Below are 12,994 nucleotides of genomic sequence, written 5' to 3'. Positions count from 1 at the left end.
GGCGGCGGCACGCGCGTACGTCACGCTCGCCGTTCACGGTCACCAGACAGTCGAAACAGACACCGATCCCGCAGAACACACCGCGCGGGGCGCCGGAGGGCGCCGTACGCCAGGACACCCGCCCGGCCGCCAGCAGCACCCCGGCGAGGCTCTGCCCGGCGACACCGGCGACCGGTTCGCCGTCGACACTGATGGTGAGCGGCCGGTCGTGGCGCCGGACGGCGTCCGATCCGGCGGGTACGAGCCTCGGACTCATGGTCCCTCCGGGTGTGCGGGGCGATTCGGGGGAGCGGGGTGCGCGGGGGGCGTGGGGTGCTTCGGCGCGGGCCCCGGCGCGTCGCCGGCGAGTACCGCGGGGCGGCCGACCCGGAAGGGTTCCGCGTCGATCTCCGTCGGCTCGCCCAGCAGCAGATCGCGCACCAGCCGTGCGGTGCCGACGGACAGCCCGATACCGGCGCCCTCGTGACCGCCCGCGTGCCACAGGCCGGGCAGCCGGGGGTCGGCGCCGATGACGGGCAGGTGGTCGGGTACGTACGGCCGGAACCCGCCGTACGCGCGCATCACCGGCACGCCCGCCAGCGAGGGGAAGAGGTTCAGCGCCTTCGCGGCGATCGCCGAGAGCACTTCGGGGCGTGTCCGGTCGTCGAAGCCGACCTGGCGCCGCGACGAGCCGAGGAGCACACTGCCGCCGCGCGTGGCCTCGACCACGGCCGAGGTCTGCAACTCCCCGGCGCCGCTGCCCACGGCGCCGACGTAGTCGGCGTCGTACACCTTGTGGAAGACAGTCGGCGGCAGCGGCATGGTGACCAGCACCTCGCCGCGCCTCGGGCGGATGTCGACCGGTGCCCCGAGGCGCCGGGACAGCTCACCGGCCCAGGGGCCGGCCGCGTTGAGGAACACATCGCCTTCGAGCGTGCCGCGCGACGTGCGTACGCCGGTCAGCCGGCCCCCGCTCACCACGGCGCCGAGCACCTCGCGGCCGGTGTGCAGGATCGCACCGGCCGCGAGGGCGTCATGGAGGAGGGCCGTGGCCGCTCCGGCCGGCTGGACCTGTGCGTCGTCGGGGTAGTGGACGGCCGCGGTGTGGGCCCGGGTGATCCAGGGCTCCGCCTCGGCGAGGGCGTCCGAGTCGAGGACCGCGGCGCGTACCCCCGACCCGCGCTGGGCGGAGGCGAACGGCAGCAGGTCCCGCGCGCCCTCCGGTGTGGTCGCGACCACGATGCCGCCCTTGGGCTGCCACTCGACCGCCGCCACCCGGCCGGGTGCGTCCCCGGACCGTTCGGCGAGATCCGCCAGCACCTCTGGCCACAGCCGACGGGACAGCAGGGCCAACTCCAGCTCGGGGCCCGGGCCCTTGTCGGAGACCAGCACATTGCCCTCGCCGTGCGAGGTGGTGGCCCCGGCGGCGCCGCCCCGGTCCACGACCACCACACCGAAGCCGGCGAGGGCGAGTTCGCGGGCACAGGCGGCGCCGACGATCCCTGCCCCCAGCACCACCACCCGCGTTCGGTGCACTCGTCCTCCTACGTTCTGTATAGCGAACGATGGTGAGACTATGACGCCCCCTGAGGGGTGTCAACGCCCCCACGCGCGCCACGCGCCGCCGCACACCCGCACTCCCGGCGGACGCCCCGGGTACGGCGGCGGGTCTCCGTCAGTGCGGCGCGTTCGGGGACTCCGTCGTCTTCCGCTGCCCCGGCCGGTAGTGCAGCAGCAGCACCGAGCGCACAGGGCCGTCGGGCGCCGAGTAGCAGTGCGGCAGCGAGGCGTCGAACGCGACGTAGTCCCCGGGCCCCAGCTCGACATGGTGGCCGTCGACCTCGACACCGAGGACGCCGGCCTGCACGACGGTGTGCTCGGTGCCCGCGTGGCCGAGCGACGGCTGCCGCGATCCCGCGCGCACCTGCTGGTCGTAGACCTCCATGAGGACGCCACCCGTCTCGATGCGCTGCAACGGGCGCAGATCGACGCCCTCCCCGCTCAGTACGTCGGTGTCGGCGGCCCGCACCACGGTCACCGCGTCCGAGTGCTGGGTGTCCAGCAGGTCGGAGATCGGCATCTCCAGGGCGCGTGAGAGGCTGAAGACCGTCTCGATGGTGGGGTTGCCCGTGCCCGACTCCAGTTGGGAAAGCGTCGCCTTGCCGATCTTGGACAGCCGTGACAACTCGGAGAGCGACAGCCCCCGTTTGACCCTCTCGCGCCTGAGGTTGGCGGCCAGGGTGTCCCGGACGGAACTACTGGGGGACTTCACGCGTGCTCCTTCGGCTGTCCATCGTGTTCGCTTCAGCGTACGGCCGCCTCGCGAGCCCGTTCGTTATGGCGAACAGGCAGTGCGATCCTTCCGTGCGGGCGACCGACCTGGGGACAAGTGTGTACGTTGACCTCCGTAGCAAACGCTTTCTACGCTGCACATCCCCGACATTCAAGGACGACGGACATGAACTACCTCGCCGCCGACGACCGCTACTCCGGCATGGACTACCAGCGGTGCGGACACAGCGGAGTCCTGCTCCCGAAGGTCTCGCTCGGCATCTGGCACAACTTCGGTGACACCACTCCGCTCCGGACACAGCGTGCGGTCCTGCGACGCGCCTTCGACCTCGGGGTCACCCATATCGACATGGCGAACAACTACGGCCCGCCGGCCGGCAGCGCCGAGGCCAACTTCGGCGCCCTGTACGCGCAGGACTTCCGCCCGTACCGCGACGAGTTGTTCATCGCCAGCAAGGCGGGCTACGACATGTGGCCAGGGCCGTACGGTGAGTGGGGCTCGCGCAAGCACGTACTGGCGAGCCTCGACCAGTCGCTGAGCCGCACCGGCCTCGACTACGTGGACGTCTTCTACTCGCACCGCCCCGACCCCCACACCCCGGTCGAGGAGACGGTGGGCGCGCTGGTGTCCGCCGTGCAGCAGGGCAAGGCCCTGTACGTGGGGCTGTCGAACTACAGCCCCGAGCAGATGCTGCGCGCCGCGGCCCTGTTGAAGGAGGCGGGTACCCCGCTGCTGATCAACCAGCACAAGTACTCCATGCTGGACCGCTCCGTCGAGGGCGGCCTGCTCGCCGCCTCCGCCGAGGCGGGCGCCGGTGTGATCGCGTTCTCGCCGCTGCACCAGGGGCAGTTGACCGACCGCTACCTCGACGGGATACCCGCCGACTCCCGGATGGCGCTCGGCCACTTCCTCAAGAGCAGCGAACTCACCCCGGAGCGGCTGGACCTGCTGCGCGCCCTGAACGCGTTCGCCGGCGAGCGCGGCCAGTCGCTCGCCCAACTCGCCCTCGCCTGGGCGCTGCGCGACGAGCGGGTCACCTCCGTCCTGATCGGGGCGAGCAGCGTCTCCCAGCTCGAACAGAACCTCGGCGCGCTCGAAGCACCCGCGCTCGACGACTCCGAACTCGCGCGGATCGAGAGCCTGTTGAGCCCCGGCCACGCCTGACCGGCGGCCCACCGACATCGTGGAGAGCTGACGAGGTACGAGGTGCGGCGGCCGGTCCAGGTGAAGGGACCGGCCGCTGCGTTACGGGGCCCTTCGTTCACTCCGTCCCGCGCCGGTAGGCGCCGTGCCACCAGATCAGCGACAGCTCGCGGGCGAGCGCGGCATCGCCGCTGCCGTCGTCGACACGGATGTGATGGGCGATCGCCTGCTCCCCGCCCCACACGATGATCCTGCTGGCTGCCGTCGGGTCGAGTCCGGCGGGCACGAGCCCGGCGCGCTGCTCGTCGGCGAGGCTCTTCCTGGTCCGGGCGTCGAACTCTTCGAGGTTCGAGGTGTAGAAGTCGCGGACCGTCGGGTCGTAGGCGGCGACCTCGGCCATCGCGGACAGCACGTCGTAATGCTCCCGGTGGTAGGCGATCACCCGCTCGAACGCCTCTATGAGGCCCTCGGGCCCGGCCGGCGGCTTCCAGTCGCTCAGGCCGAACAGTGTCCGCCTGATCGTCCCGGCGAGCCGGGAGAGCAGATCCGTCTTGTCGCGGAAATGCACATAGAAAGTGGAGCGAGCGATATCGGCCTCGGAAATGATGCGCTGCACGCTGATCTCGGTATAGCTCATTCCCTGGGCCAGCAGTGCCTCGACGGCGGCGAACACTTTTGTCTCGACGGCGGCTCTGCGTTCGGGACCTTGGGACGGGTTTCGCGTGATCGACGGCATGGCTGGATTCTAGGGCGACGCCTGCGTACCACCGCCGCCGTGGTCGTGAAAACCCCAGCCGGTCATGCTGTCGGACGGTGTGTTCGATTCTCGTGTTAGCTTGAAGGGAGAAGCGCCGTACGTGGCGCGACCGACGGACACGGCGAGGAGCTGGCGTGGAGTACCGACAGTTGGGAGACACGGGCGTTCTCATGTCCGCTCTCTCCCTGGGGACGATGACCTTCGGCGGCGACGGCAGCCCCGTCTGGGGGACCATCGGGGCGCTGCCCCAGCAGGACGCCGACCGGATCGTCGGCGCGGCGCTCGACGCCGGCGTCAACCACATCGACACCGCCGACGGCTACGCGGAGGGCGAGTGCGAGGAGATCGTCGGCCGATCGCTGCGCGGCCGCCGTGACGAGGTGATCCTGACCAGCAAATTCGCCATGCGGATGGGACCCGGTGCCAATCAGGTCGGCCTGTCCAGGCTGCACCTCATGCGGGCGCTGGAAGCCAGCCTGCGCAGGCTCGGGACCGACCACATCGATCTCTACCTGATCCACGGCTTCGACGAGCTGACCGCCGCCGAGGAGACGCTGGCCGCCCTCGACGACGCCGTTCACCAGGGCAAGATCCGCTACATCGGTGCGAGCAACTACACCGCCTGGCAGACGATGAAGGCCCTCGGCGTATCGGAGCGGCGCGGCTTCAACCGCTTCGTGGCCATGGAGTCGTACTACTCGCTGGCCGGACGCGACATAGAGGCCGAGATCCTGCCCATGTCGGTCGACCAGAAGGTGGGCCAGCTCACCTACAGCCCGCTCGCCGGCGGCCTGCTCTCGGGCAAGTTCGACCGGCAGGGCAGCACCGACAGCTCGGCGCGCCGCAGCAAGGCCGACATGCCTCCGGTGGATCGTGAGCGGACCTACGACATCATCGACACCCTGCGGGTGGTGGCCGGACGCCATGGCGCCGGTGTCGCGCAGGTGGCCGTGGCCTGGGTGCTCGCCCAGCGCGGTGTCACCAGCGTCATCCTCGGAGCCAGGCGCGTCGAACAGCTCCAGGACACACTGGGCGCGCTCGACGTGAAGCTGACCGAGCAGGACCTGCGGGAACTCGACGACGTCAGCAAGCCGGTCGTTCCCAGCTATCCCCACTACATGCAGGCCGGATTCATGGAGAACATGCGCTTTCCGCAGAAAGCCTGAGCGGAATTCGAAAAGCGGAGCATCGTATTTCACGGACAGGCCTGGCGGCCCCCGAATTCGGCGCGCCGACTGCTCGCCCGGGGTCAGTCGGGCAGCGGAACGCGGATGACCGGGTCGAAGGGGCGCTTGTCGAAGCCGGTGCGCAGATTGCGGCAGCCCTGCGCCACGCACATCACGAACTCTTCGACGCTCTTGCGGCCGGTGCGGTTCTTGAGCCAGAGCTTCTCCTTGGCGCTGAGGGGACGGTGCTCCTCGTAGGAGTCGCAGGTGGAGCAGTACTTCGGGGCGGGTGGCACGACGCCTCCTGATAGCAGTCGGACAGACCGGCCATCGAAGAATACGGAGGCGCGCGGGGGCTTTCGCAGGGCGCGACCGGTCGCTTTTCGGAGCCGGTGTACGCGCCGGACGGGTCCGCCCGGCACGGTCAGCGGGGGCGCAGGCCGTCGGCGAGCGTGGTCACCGTGCCGCTGACCACGTCGTTCATAGGGCGCGAACCGGCCAGCCCGGCGTGGGCCATCACCGCCAGTCCCTGGAGGACCGCCAGCACGGCCATGTTCACCCGGTCGACGTCGGCATCCGCGATGTCCCCGTCCCTGCGGGCCTGTTCGAGCAGTGAGACCGGCGCGGCGAAGGCGCGCTCGTTGGCTCTGAGCAGATGCTCGGCGTCGGGCCAGTTCTTGGACGCGAACATCAGCTCCAGCAGTGCGCCGTGCCGGACCGCGAAGTCGACATAGGCGGTGGCGAACACCGTGAGCCGCTCGGTGAACGTCCCCTCGGCGCCGGCCAGCGCGGCGTCCAGCTCGGCGCCGAGCCTCTCGTACCCGCTCTCGGCCAGCGCCGACAGCAGCGCCTGTCTGTCGGCGAAGTGCCGGCGCGGAGCGCCATGGCTGACACCCGCCCGGCGCGCGACCTCCCGCAGGGAGAGACCGGCGGGCCCGGTCTCGGGGAGGAGCTTCTCCGCCTCGGTGAGGAGCGCCGCGTACAGATTCCCGTGGTGGTAGTCCTTCGCGCTGCTGGTCATGAGGTCAGCCTACCGATATGTAGACAATGCCTACAAGCGTCCCGGGGTGGGCGGCCCCGGGAGGCTTCCGCGGCGCGGTACGTCAGGGGCGCTGGATCTTCCAGTCGCCGACGTTCTCGGCACGGTTGTAGTAGGCGTTGGTGCACACGTCGTACTTGCCGCCCGACGGGCCGCCGCCGTTGGTCTCCAGGAAGCCGCCGTTGTCGGCGTAGGTGTTCCAGAGGCGGATCACATCGCCGGGGCGGATGTTCTGGTCGGCGGGTGTGGACGCCTGGGCGAAGACGCGCCAGCGGCCGGTGCCGGAGCCCGGCGCGCGGTCCTTGTCCTTGGAGGTCAGGACGTCGTACTTGGCACCGGCGCTCTGCTGGTCGGTGGTGGCGTGGCCGTTGGTGTCGAGGTAGCCGCCGTCACCGCCGTACAGATTGCGCAGTTGGATCAGGTCACCGCTCACCACGGTGGTTCCCGCGGCCTTGCCGGTGGCCGAGAGGATTTCCCACGTTCCCGTACCGATCCCGCGCGTGGCCGAATCGGCCGTCGACACACCGTACTTGGCGCCGCCGGCGCTGCTGCCGCCGTTGGTGTCGAGGTAGCCGCCCTTCCAGTCGTTGTAGCCGTTCCGCAGGTGGACCTGGTCGCCGTACTTCAGCTCGTTCGCCATGGGGGAGCTCCTCCGGGGTCGGTTGACAGCGCGAGGACACCAACTGACCCTGCTGGTCACGGCCCCCGCTGCTGATGATCTTCATGACCCACCATGGCGACAGGCCCGGGATGTGGTCGCTCATCATCCTTTCGGGCCGCGCCGGGTGGGGAGTTGACCACCGGCCGGCCCGCGCGGCACCCGCGGAACGACCCGCTCCTATCGGTTCCCCCGCCGCAGATCCTGGGAGATCTCGATCCTGGTGCCCCAGGGATCCCGGAAGAACGCGAGACGGCTGCTGACGTCCGGAACTTCGAAGGGCTCACCGAGGACGGTCACCCCTCGCGTGCGCAGTTCCGCGAGGGTGTCGTCCACGCTCGTGACCCGCATGCAGAAGTGGTGGAAGCCGCCGACCGCCAGGCTCTCCTGGAGGCCCTCGGTGATCTCGGGCATCACGGGGTCGCCGCCCGCCAGGAGTTCGACATGGAACGTGTTGTCGGTCGGCGGTGCCAGATAGGCGAGCTGAAGATCCCCGAAGGGCCATTCGGCCAGTACGCGGAAGTCCAGCTTCTCCGTGTACCAGGCCTTCGCCGCCTCGTAGTCCGGTACGCGTACCGCCACATGGTGTCCGGCGAACGAGGCGAACGGGCTCGTGGTGTTCTTCGGCGGATGATCCGGCAAGGGCATGGCGTGCTCCTCGACTGCTTCGGGGCCGGGCGGCTCCGCCGGTCAGGACGGACCCACCGTCGCCAGCCTATATTTCACGCACATAAGGGGCATTTCGGGGCATATCGGTGTCACGTGGTGAGTGCCCGGGCACGATCGGTGAGCGGACCGAGCAGGACGGACAGCCGCCCCGGGTCGCGCAGGCGGACGAAATCGGCGAGTTCGAACGCGACCAGTGCGAAGCAGCGCGCGAGTACGGCGGGCCCGGCGACGCGTTCGCCCGCCGTACGGACCACCTCCCATCCGGCCGGATCCACGGTGTCCTCGGTCAGCAGCGTCGCGTAGTCGTAGGCACGCGTACCGCTTCCGAGGGCCTCCACGTCGACGGCGGTGGGTACGCGTTCCGGGGAGAACAGGACGTTGCCCAGCCTGAAGTCGCCGTGCACCAGGTCGCCGGCCGGCAGTTCGGCCCCGTCCGAGGCCGTGACGAGCGCGTCGAGAGCAGCGACGAACTCCCGTGCCCGCGCCCCCGAAGCGGCGAGCGCGCGCCGGGCGCCGTCCCCACCGCCGGCCAACTGGTCCTGGACGTAGCGCGACCAGCAGTGCCCCGGGTCCGCGTCCAGACCGCGCTGACTCTCCAACAGCGGGACGAGCCGCCCCGCGATGTCCGCGGTGAGCGCGGGAGCCGAGTGGCCCGGGACGAACCGCTGGACGTGGTACGGGAATCCGTCCCCGCTGACCCCGGCGGCGAGCCAGGCCGGAGTCCGATAGCCGGCCGCTCTTACCTTCCGCACGGCGGTGGCTGCGCGCAGGATCCGCTCGGAACTCTCGCGCCCGGGAGCCCACTTGAGTACAGCCCTCGGCGCGTCACCAGGCCCCTCATCGGGGTCGCCCAGCAGCCAGGTGCCGGACTGGAAGCCGCCGCGCAGCCCGTCGAGAAGACGGAACCGCAGGCCGTGCGCGCGGTTGGCCTCGGCGAGGACCCCGACCGCGGTGCTCGCGTCCGTGCGGTCGGGCACGGGCGAAGGATCGGGCTCGGGCGAAGGGGCGCGCACGGGCGAAGTGTGGGACACGGGAAGCCGATCTCCGGGAGGGCGGACGGCGGAGATTAGCAAGGGGAGTTGAGGCGGAGCGACCGTATTGTTGACGGCGACCTACGCGCGCGCACGGCACCGCTCCCGGCCCGGTCGGACCGGGGAGCAGTGCCGTATGCCGCACACCGTGCTCGCCTCGGGTGAAGGTGAGGCGATCTCAGTGGCTCGGGCCGCGCTTGCCGCCCATGCCCTCGCCCATCCCCGGGTCGCCCTCGCCGGAGTCGTACTCGATCTGCTCCTTGCGGACGTCCGAGGACACCTCCCGCTCCTCGGTGACCTTCTCCGTCTCCATGCGCACCCGCTCGACAGCCACGGCGTCCTTGCGGATGACCGGCTGCTCGGCGTGCAGGGTGACCTCGGTCTCGGCCTCCCCGATCTGCATGGACCGGCCCTCGCGGCGGTCCTCGGGCGAGATCGGCTCGTGCACGACACGGACCTCTTCGTGGCTGATCGGGACCGTGGTGGTGACGTTCTCGGTCACGACGACCTTACGCAGCCGGGCCCGGCCGGACTCGTGCTCCTCGGTGCCGATGTGGAGCTGCTCCTCGGACCGGATCAGCTCCTCGCCGCGCTCGGCGTCGAAGGCCTCGCTGCCGCGCATCCCGGCAGCGGCCGGCATACCTGTCGCCGACGAGGTGGCCGCGCTGGGCATCTCGGTCGCGCCCATGCCCGCACCGGCCCCCGCGCCTGCCGCCGCGCCCGTACCGGTGGCCATGCCCGCGTCCGTGCCGGTACCCGCACCCATGCCCGTGTCCGCGCCCGTGTCGGCCGCCATGCCGGTGTCCGTATCCGATTCCATACGCGTGCCCATGCCGGTTCCCGCAGCATTCGTGAGGCCGTAGTGCTGATAGAGCTGCTTCTCCTGCGGGGGGTCCAGATGCTCGTCGGCGTCCAGACGGGGCGCGTCCTTGACGGTGTCCTTGGTGTGCGGGACATGGAGGTCCTGACCGCGGCGGCGGGCGCCCTCCAGCGGTACCAGGCTCTCCTTCATGCCGAACAGACCGGTTTTCACGGTGACCCATTCAGGACGCCCGGTGCGGTCGTCGACATATATCTGGCCGACGTTGCCGATCTTGTTGCCGTCCCTGTCGTAGGCGGTCAGTCCGTTCAGTTCGCCGGGGTTGTTGAAGACGCCATCGGCTGACATCAGCGATCACTCCTTGGGTGGGGGAAGCGCGTCCGTGGGGACAGACCCCTGGAGTTCAGGCGCGCGCACATCAATCGCGCCTCCGCACGGCACCCGTGGCAACCGCAGTGGCCCGGACGAACCCTCTCGCGTGCCGCGACGCACTGTCCGCGCAGCCTTTACGGCGACTTGACGGCGCGGCTCGTCCATCCGCCATTCGGGTGACGCAATGTGGGTCGCACGATCGTCGGAGATCCTGGACCCTGAAGCAGACGGATCCCGGGTGCCGGACATACGGAGAGCGCGAACATGGCTGTGAAACGTATCGGTATCGTGGTCCACCAGGGCCGCCCCGCCGCGGTCGAAGCGGCCGGCACCGTCCATGCGTGGGGGGACGCCCACGGTGTGCCCTGCAAGGAAATCGACGTGTGGAAGGACCACGAGCCACGCCACGGAGGCAAGGAAGAAGCCTCCGCCGCCGGACATCCCGACCTGGTCGTCACCCTCGGCGGCGACGGGACCTTCCTCCGGGGCGCACGGATCGCCGCTGAGAGCAACGCGGCCGTGCTCGGCGTAGACCTCGGCAGGGTCGGCTTCCTCACCGAGGTCCCGGCGTCGAAGGTGACGCACGCCCTGGACGCGGTCCACGAGGGCCGGGCCACGATCGAGGAGCGCATGACGCTCACCATGCGTGCCTCGCGGGCCCTGGAGATCCCGTCCGGTGTGGAGGCGCTCATGCGCGAGGGCCGGACCCCGACGCTGCCGCCCCCGCACATCCGTCCCGACACCGGCGACGAGAAGGGGTGGGGCATGGCTCTCGACGTCATCGCCCTCAACGATGTCGTCCTGGAGAAGCTCGTACGGGACCGGCAGGTCAGCCTCGGCGTCTACATCGCGGGCCGGCTGCTCGCCTCGTACTCCGCCGACGCCGTCATCGTGGCGACCCCGACGGGCTCGACCGCGTACAGCTTCGCCGCCGGAGGCCCGGTGCTCTCGCCGCACATGGACGCGGTGGTCTTCACCCCGGTGGCGCCGCACATGACCTTCGACCGCACCGTCGTGGCCGCGCCGGACGAGCCGGTCGCGCTGCGCGTACTGCCGCACTCCGGCGGGGTGGCGCTCAGCATCGACGGTCAGTTGCGGGGTGTCCTGGAGCCCGGTGACTGGATCGGCGTGTACGGCGCGCGGTACCGGCTGCGCCTCGTCCGGCTGAGCCCCACCGACTTCTACACCAGGCTCCGCGACCGCTTCCGGCTCACCGACGCGCCCGCTTCGGTGATCGACGGCGAGCCGGCGCCGCTGTTCCGCCCCGACAGCCCGGTGCCCGACGACCTGGCCCACCTGCGCCTGCCGCCGCCCCCGCCCGAGTCGGACGGCCGCGAGAGCGGTCGGGAGCCGACCGCGTGAGCGCGGTGGTGCTCGTCCACGGCCTGTACCACCGCCCCGGGCACTTCTCCCCGGTCGCCGACCGGCTGCGCGCGACCGGCGCCCATGTCGTCGTCCCCGAACTGCACCGGGGATCCCTGGCCGCCGACACCGCAGCGGTCCAGGCCGCCGTCGACGCGCTGGACGAGCCCCCCGTCGTACTCGGCCACTCCTACGGTGGATCGGTCATCACGGGTCTGCGCGGGGCGCACCACCTCGTGTACCTGGCGGCCTTCGTGCTCGACACCGGCGAGAGCGCGGCGAGCCTCGGCGGCGCGTCGCGCCTGCTCAGGGACGCCATCGTGCCGGATACGGCCGGTGCCACGCGGGTGCTCCCCGAGCGGGCCGGGGAGGTCTTCTACGGCGACTGTCCGGCCGGCCCCGCCACCTGGGCGACCGGACTGCTGCGGCCCCAGGGCCCGGGGTGCGGCCGTGGTGCCGCCCGGCACCACGCGTGGAAGGCGACACCGTCCACGTATGTCGTCTGCGCGCGCGACAAGGCGATCGACCCCGCGCTCCAGCGGGCGCTGGCCGGGCGCTGCGGGTCCGTACGGGAGTGGGATTGCGGCCACTCGCCGTTCGTCGGCCGGCCCGGGCGCGTCGCGGCACTGCTACGGGAGGTCGCCGGCACCGCGCCGACGCGGTCGAACTCCGATTCCGCCGGGTTTACGGTCGTGTGACGGGGCATCCGTCCCCTCGTGCCGTCCGGCGGACGCCGGAGACCGACCGGGCCGCCGGGTTCCCGCCCGGGGCCCGCCCCGACCGAGGAGACCGAGGAGACCGACATGGCGATCGCGACCTTCAGCCTGGTGGCCCTCGACTGTCCGGACCCGTCGTCACTCGCCCATTTCTCCGACGGCGTGCTCGACGGGGAGGTGAAGCGGTCGAACGAAGACTGGTACGACCTGTACACGCCCGACGGCGCACGGATCGCCTTCCAGCGCGCACCCGGTCACCAGCCACCGAAATGGCCCAGCGCCGACCACGACTCGCAGCAGGCGCACCTCGACTTCGAAGTGCCGGACATGGACGGTGCCCAGCAGCAGGTGCTCGCGCTCGGCGCGAAACCCCTCGACCTCGACGACAGCGACGGACGTGACTCCCGTGTCTACGCCGACCCCGCCGGGCATCCGTTCTGCCTCTGCCGGATCCAACCGTGACACCGAGCGGCCGTAGGGACGACCCGCACGACGGTACGCGAGGCTCCGGGCGGGACGAGACGCCCGAGGAGCGCGCTGACCGGCTCTGGGCCGAACTCCTCCAGGAGTTGCGGGTGGCCCAGACGGGTGTGCAGATCCTGTTCGGCTTCCTGCTCACCGTCGTCTTCCAGTCCCGCTTCACCGACCTGTCGCACACCGACAGGATCCTCTACACCGTGACGGTGATGCTCGGCGCCTCAGCCGTGGGGACGCTCATCGGCCCCGTCTCCCTCCACCGCCTGCTGACGGGCCGGCACCTGAAGCCCCAGACCGTGGTCTGGGCCTCCCGGCTGACCCTCACCGGCCTGGTGCTCCTGCTCGGCACGATGGCGTCCGCGCTGCTGCTCGTCCTGCGGCTCGCCGTGGACAACACGATCGCCGCCTGGCTCGTCGGCGTGATGGTGGTGTGGTTCCTGCTGTGCTGGTTCGTGCTGCCGGCCTTCGCCCGGCACGCGGCGCGGACCGGCCGCTGAGCCCGGCTCAGTCGA

The 12,994-nt window shown here is 70.8% G+C and carries 16 protein-coding genes; 6 read left to right on the top strand and 10 right to left on the bottom strand.

Annotation, left to right across the window (positions count from 1 at the left end):
• The 3 genes from QR77_RS01520 to QR77_RS01510 form a co-directional block, all read right to left on the bottom strand.
• Positions 1-256, bottom strand: a 256-nt coding sequence (locus QR77_RS01520) for a (2Fe-2S)-binding protein (protein WP_052488449.1), incomplete at its 3' end; no start/stop codon positions are given.
• Positions 253-1,515 (bottom strand): FAD-dependent oxidoreductase, encoded by a 1,263-nt coding sequence (locus QR77_RS01515; RefSeq protein WP_078876422.1) that lies wholly within the window; start codon positions 1,513-1,515, stop codon positions 253-255. The genes QR77_RS01515 and QR77_RS01520, both read right to left, overlap by 4 nt.
• 139 nt (positions 1,516-1,654) lie before the next feature.
• Positions 1,655-2,251 (bottom strand): XRE family transcriptional regulator, encoded by a 597-nt coding sequence (locus QR77_RS01510; protein ID WP_040019303.1) that lies wholly within the window; start codon positions 2,249-2,251, stop codon positions 1,655-1,657.
• Positions 2,252-2,437: 186 nt separating this feature from the next.
• On the opposite strand from QR77_RS01510, the gene QR77_RS01505 reads away from it, so the two are divergent.
• The gene (locus QR77_RS01505; RefSeq protein WP_040019302.1) at positions 2,438-3,436 is read left to right on the top strand and encodes an aldo/keto reductase; all 999 of its coding nucleotides are present in this window, start codon (positions 2,438-2,440) and stop codon (positions 3,434-3,436) included.
• A 97-nt stretch (positions 3,437-3,533) separates the two neighbouring features.
• On the opposite strand, the gene QR77_RS01500 is transcribed toward QR77_RS01505, so the two are convergent.
• Complete coding sequence (locus tag QR77_RS01500; protein ID WP_052488448.1) at positions 3,534-4,151, bottom strand: TetR/AcrR family transcriptional regulator; 618 nt, start codon at positions 4,149-4,151, stop codon at positions 3,534-3,536.
• A 191-nt stretch (positions 4,152-4,342) separates the two neighbouring features.
• On the opposite strand from QR77_RS01500, the gene QR77_RS01495 reads away from it, so the two are divergent.
• Complete coding sequence (locus QR77_RS01495; RefSeq protein ID WP_236710488.1) at positions 4,343-5,338, top strand: aldo/keto reductase; 996 nt, start codon at positions 4,343-4,345, stop codon at positions 5,336-5,338.
• Positions 5,339-5,421: 83 nt separating this feature from the next.
• Here the strand turns inward: QR77_RS01495 and QR77_RS01490 are convergent, their stop codons facing one another.
• The 6 genes from QR77_RS01490 to QR77_RS01465 all read right to left on the bottom strand — a co-directional run bounded on the left by QR77_RS01490 (position 5,422) and on the right by QR77_RS01465 (position 9,903).
• The gene (locus tag QR77_RS01490; protein WP_040019300.1) at positions 5,422-5,634 is read right to left on the bottom strand and encodes a hypothetical protein; all 213 of its coding nucleotides are present in this window, start codon (positions 5,632-5,634) and stop codon (positions 5,422-5,424) included.
• A gap of 128 nt (positions 5,635-5,762) precedes the next feature.
• On the bottom strand, positions 5,763-6,359 hold the full coding sequence (locus tag QR77_RS01485; RefSeq protein ID WP_040019299.1) for a TetR/AcrR family transcriptional regulator: 597 nt from the start codon (positions 6,357-6,359) through the stop codon (positions 5,763-5,765).
• Positions 6,360-6,441: 82 nt separating this feature from the next.
• Positions 6,442-7,017 (bottom strand): hypothetical protein, encoded by a 576-nt coding sequence (locus tag QR77_RS01480; protein ID WP_040019298.1) that lies wholly within the window; start codon positions 7,015-7,017, stop codon positions 6,442-6,444.
• Between the two features lie 198 nt (positions 7,018-7,215).
• Entirely contained in the window at positions 7,216-7,683 is a 468-nt protein-coding gene (locus tag QR77_RS01475; RefSeq protein ID WP_040019297.1) for a VOC family protein, read from the bottom strand.
• 110 nt (positions 7,684-7,793) lie between these two features.
• Positions 7,794-8,681, bottom strand: coding sequence for a phosphotransferase (locus QR77_RS01470; RefSeq protein WP_040019296.1), 888 nt, complete (start codon positions 8,679-8,681; stop codon positions 7,794-7,796).
• A 232-nt stretch (positions 8,682-8,913) separates the two neighbouring features.
• A complete protein-coding gene (locus QR77_RS01465) occupies positions 8,914-9,903 on the bottom strand; it encodes a PRC and DUF2382 domain-containing protein (RefSeq protein WP_040019295.1) in 990 nt (329 codons plus the stop codon).
• Between the two features lie 288 nt (positions 9,904-10,191).
• Between QR77_RS01465 and QR77_RS01460 the strand changes: the two genes are divergently transcribed.
• From QR77_RS01460 to QR77_RS01445, 4 genes are all read left to right on the top strand, one after another.
• A complete protein-coding gene (locus tag QR77_RS01460; protein WP_040019294.1) occupies positions 10,192-11,289 on the top strand; it encodes an NAD(+)/NADH kinase in 1,098 nt (365 codons plus the stop codon).
• Positions 11,286-11,987 carry an alpha/beta hydrolase gene (locus tag QR77_RS01455; protein ID WP_040019293.1) on the top strand — a complete coding sequence of 234 codons (702 nt, stop codon included), beginning with the start codon at positions 11,286-11,288 and terminating at the stop codon, positions 11,985-11,987. The genes QR77_RS01460 and QR77_RS01455 overlap by 4 nt, the downstream gene beginning before the upstream one ends.
• A gap of 105 nt (positions 11,988-12,092) precedes the next feature.
• Entirely contained in the window at positions 12,093-12,467 is a 375-nt protein-coding gene (locus QR77_RS01450; RefSeq protein ID WP_040019292.1) for a VOC family protein, read from the top strand.
• Positions 12,464-12,979 (top strand): DUF6328 family protein, encoded by a 516-nt coding sequence (locus QR77_RS01445; protein ID WP_040019291.1) that lies wholly within the window; start codon positions 12,464-12,466, stop codon positions 12,977-12,979. The genes QR77_RS01450 and QR77_RS01445 overlap by 4 nt, the downstream gene beginning before the upstream one ends.
• Positions 12,980-12,994 lie beyond the last annotated feature (15 nt).

This window comes from Streptomyces sp. 150FB, assembly GCF_000818195.1.
GTDB lineage: Bacteria > Actinomycetota > Actinomycetes > Streptomycetales > Streptomycetaceae > Streptomyces.
This window is presented reverse-complemented; position numbering and strand designations above follow the sequence as displayed.

What these genes read in the sequence shown, in the direction of transcription:
- QR77_RS01500 (WP_052488448.1), bottom strand. Translation starts at nt 4,151, where the DNA reads ATGCCGTCGATCACGCGAAACCCGTCCCAAGGTCCCGAACGCAGAGCC.
- QR77_RS01460 (WP_040019294.1), top strand. Translation starts at nt 10,192, where the DNA reads ATGGCTGTGAAACGTATCGGTATCGTGGTCCACCAGGGCCGCCCCGCC.
- QR77_RS01465 (WP_040019295.1), bottom strand. Translation starts at nt 9,903, where the DNA reads ATGTCAGCCGATGGCGTCTTCAACAACCCCGGCGAACTGAACGGACTG.
- QR77_RS01480 (WP_040019298.1), bottom strand. Translation starts at nt 7,017, where the DNA reads ATGGCGAACGAGCTGAAGTACGGCGACCAGGTCCACCTGCGGAACGGC.
- QR77_RS01450 (WP_040019292.1), top strand. Translation starts at nt 12,093, where the DNA reads ATGGCGATCGCGACCTTCAGCCTGGTGGCCCTCGACTGTCCGGACCCG.
- QR77_RS01475 (WP_040019297.1), bottom strand. Translation starts at nt 7,683, where the DNA reads ATGCCCTTGCCGGATCATCCGCCGAAGAACACCACGAGCCCGTTCGCC.
- QR77_RS01495 (WP_236710488.1), top strand. Translation starts at nt 4,343, where the DNA reads ATGTCCGCTCTCTCCCTGGGGACGATGACCTTCGGCGGCGACGGCAGC.
- QR77_RS01485 (WP_040019299.1), bottom strand. Translation starts at nt 6,359, where the DNA reads ATGACCAGCAGCGCGAAGGACTACCACCACGGGAATCTGTACGCGGCG.
- QR77_RS01505 (WP_040019302.1), top strand. Translation starts at nt 2,438, where the DNA reads ATGAACTACCTCGCCGCCGACGACCGCTACTCCGGCATGGACTACCAG.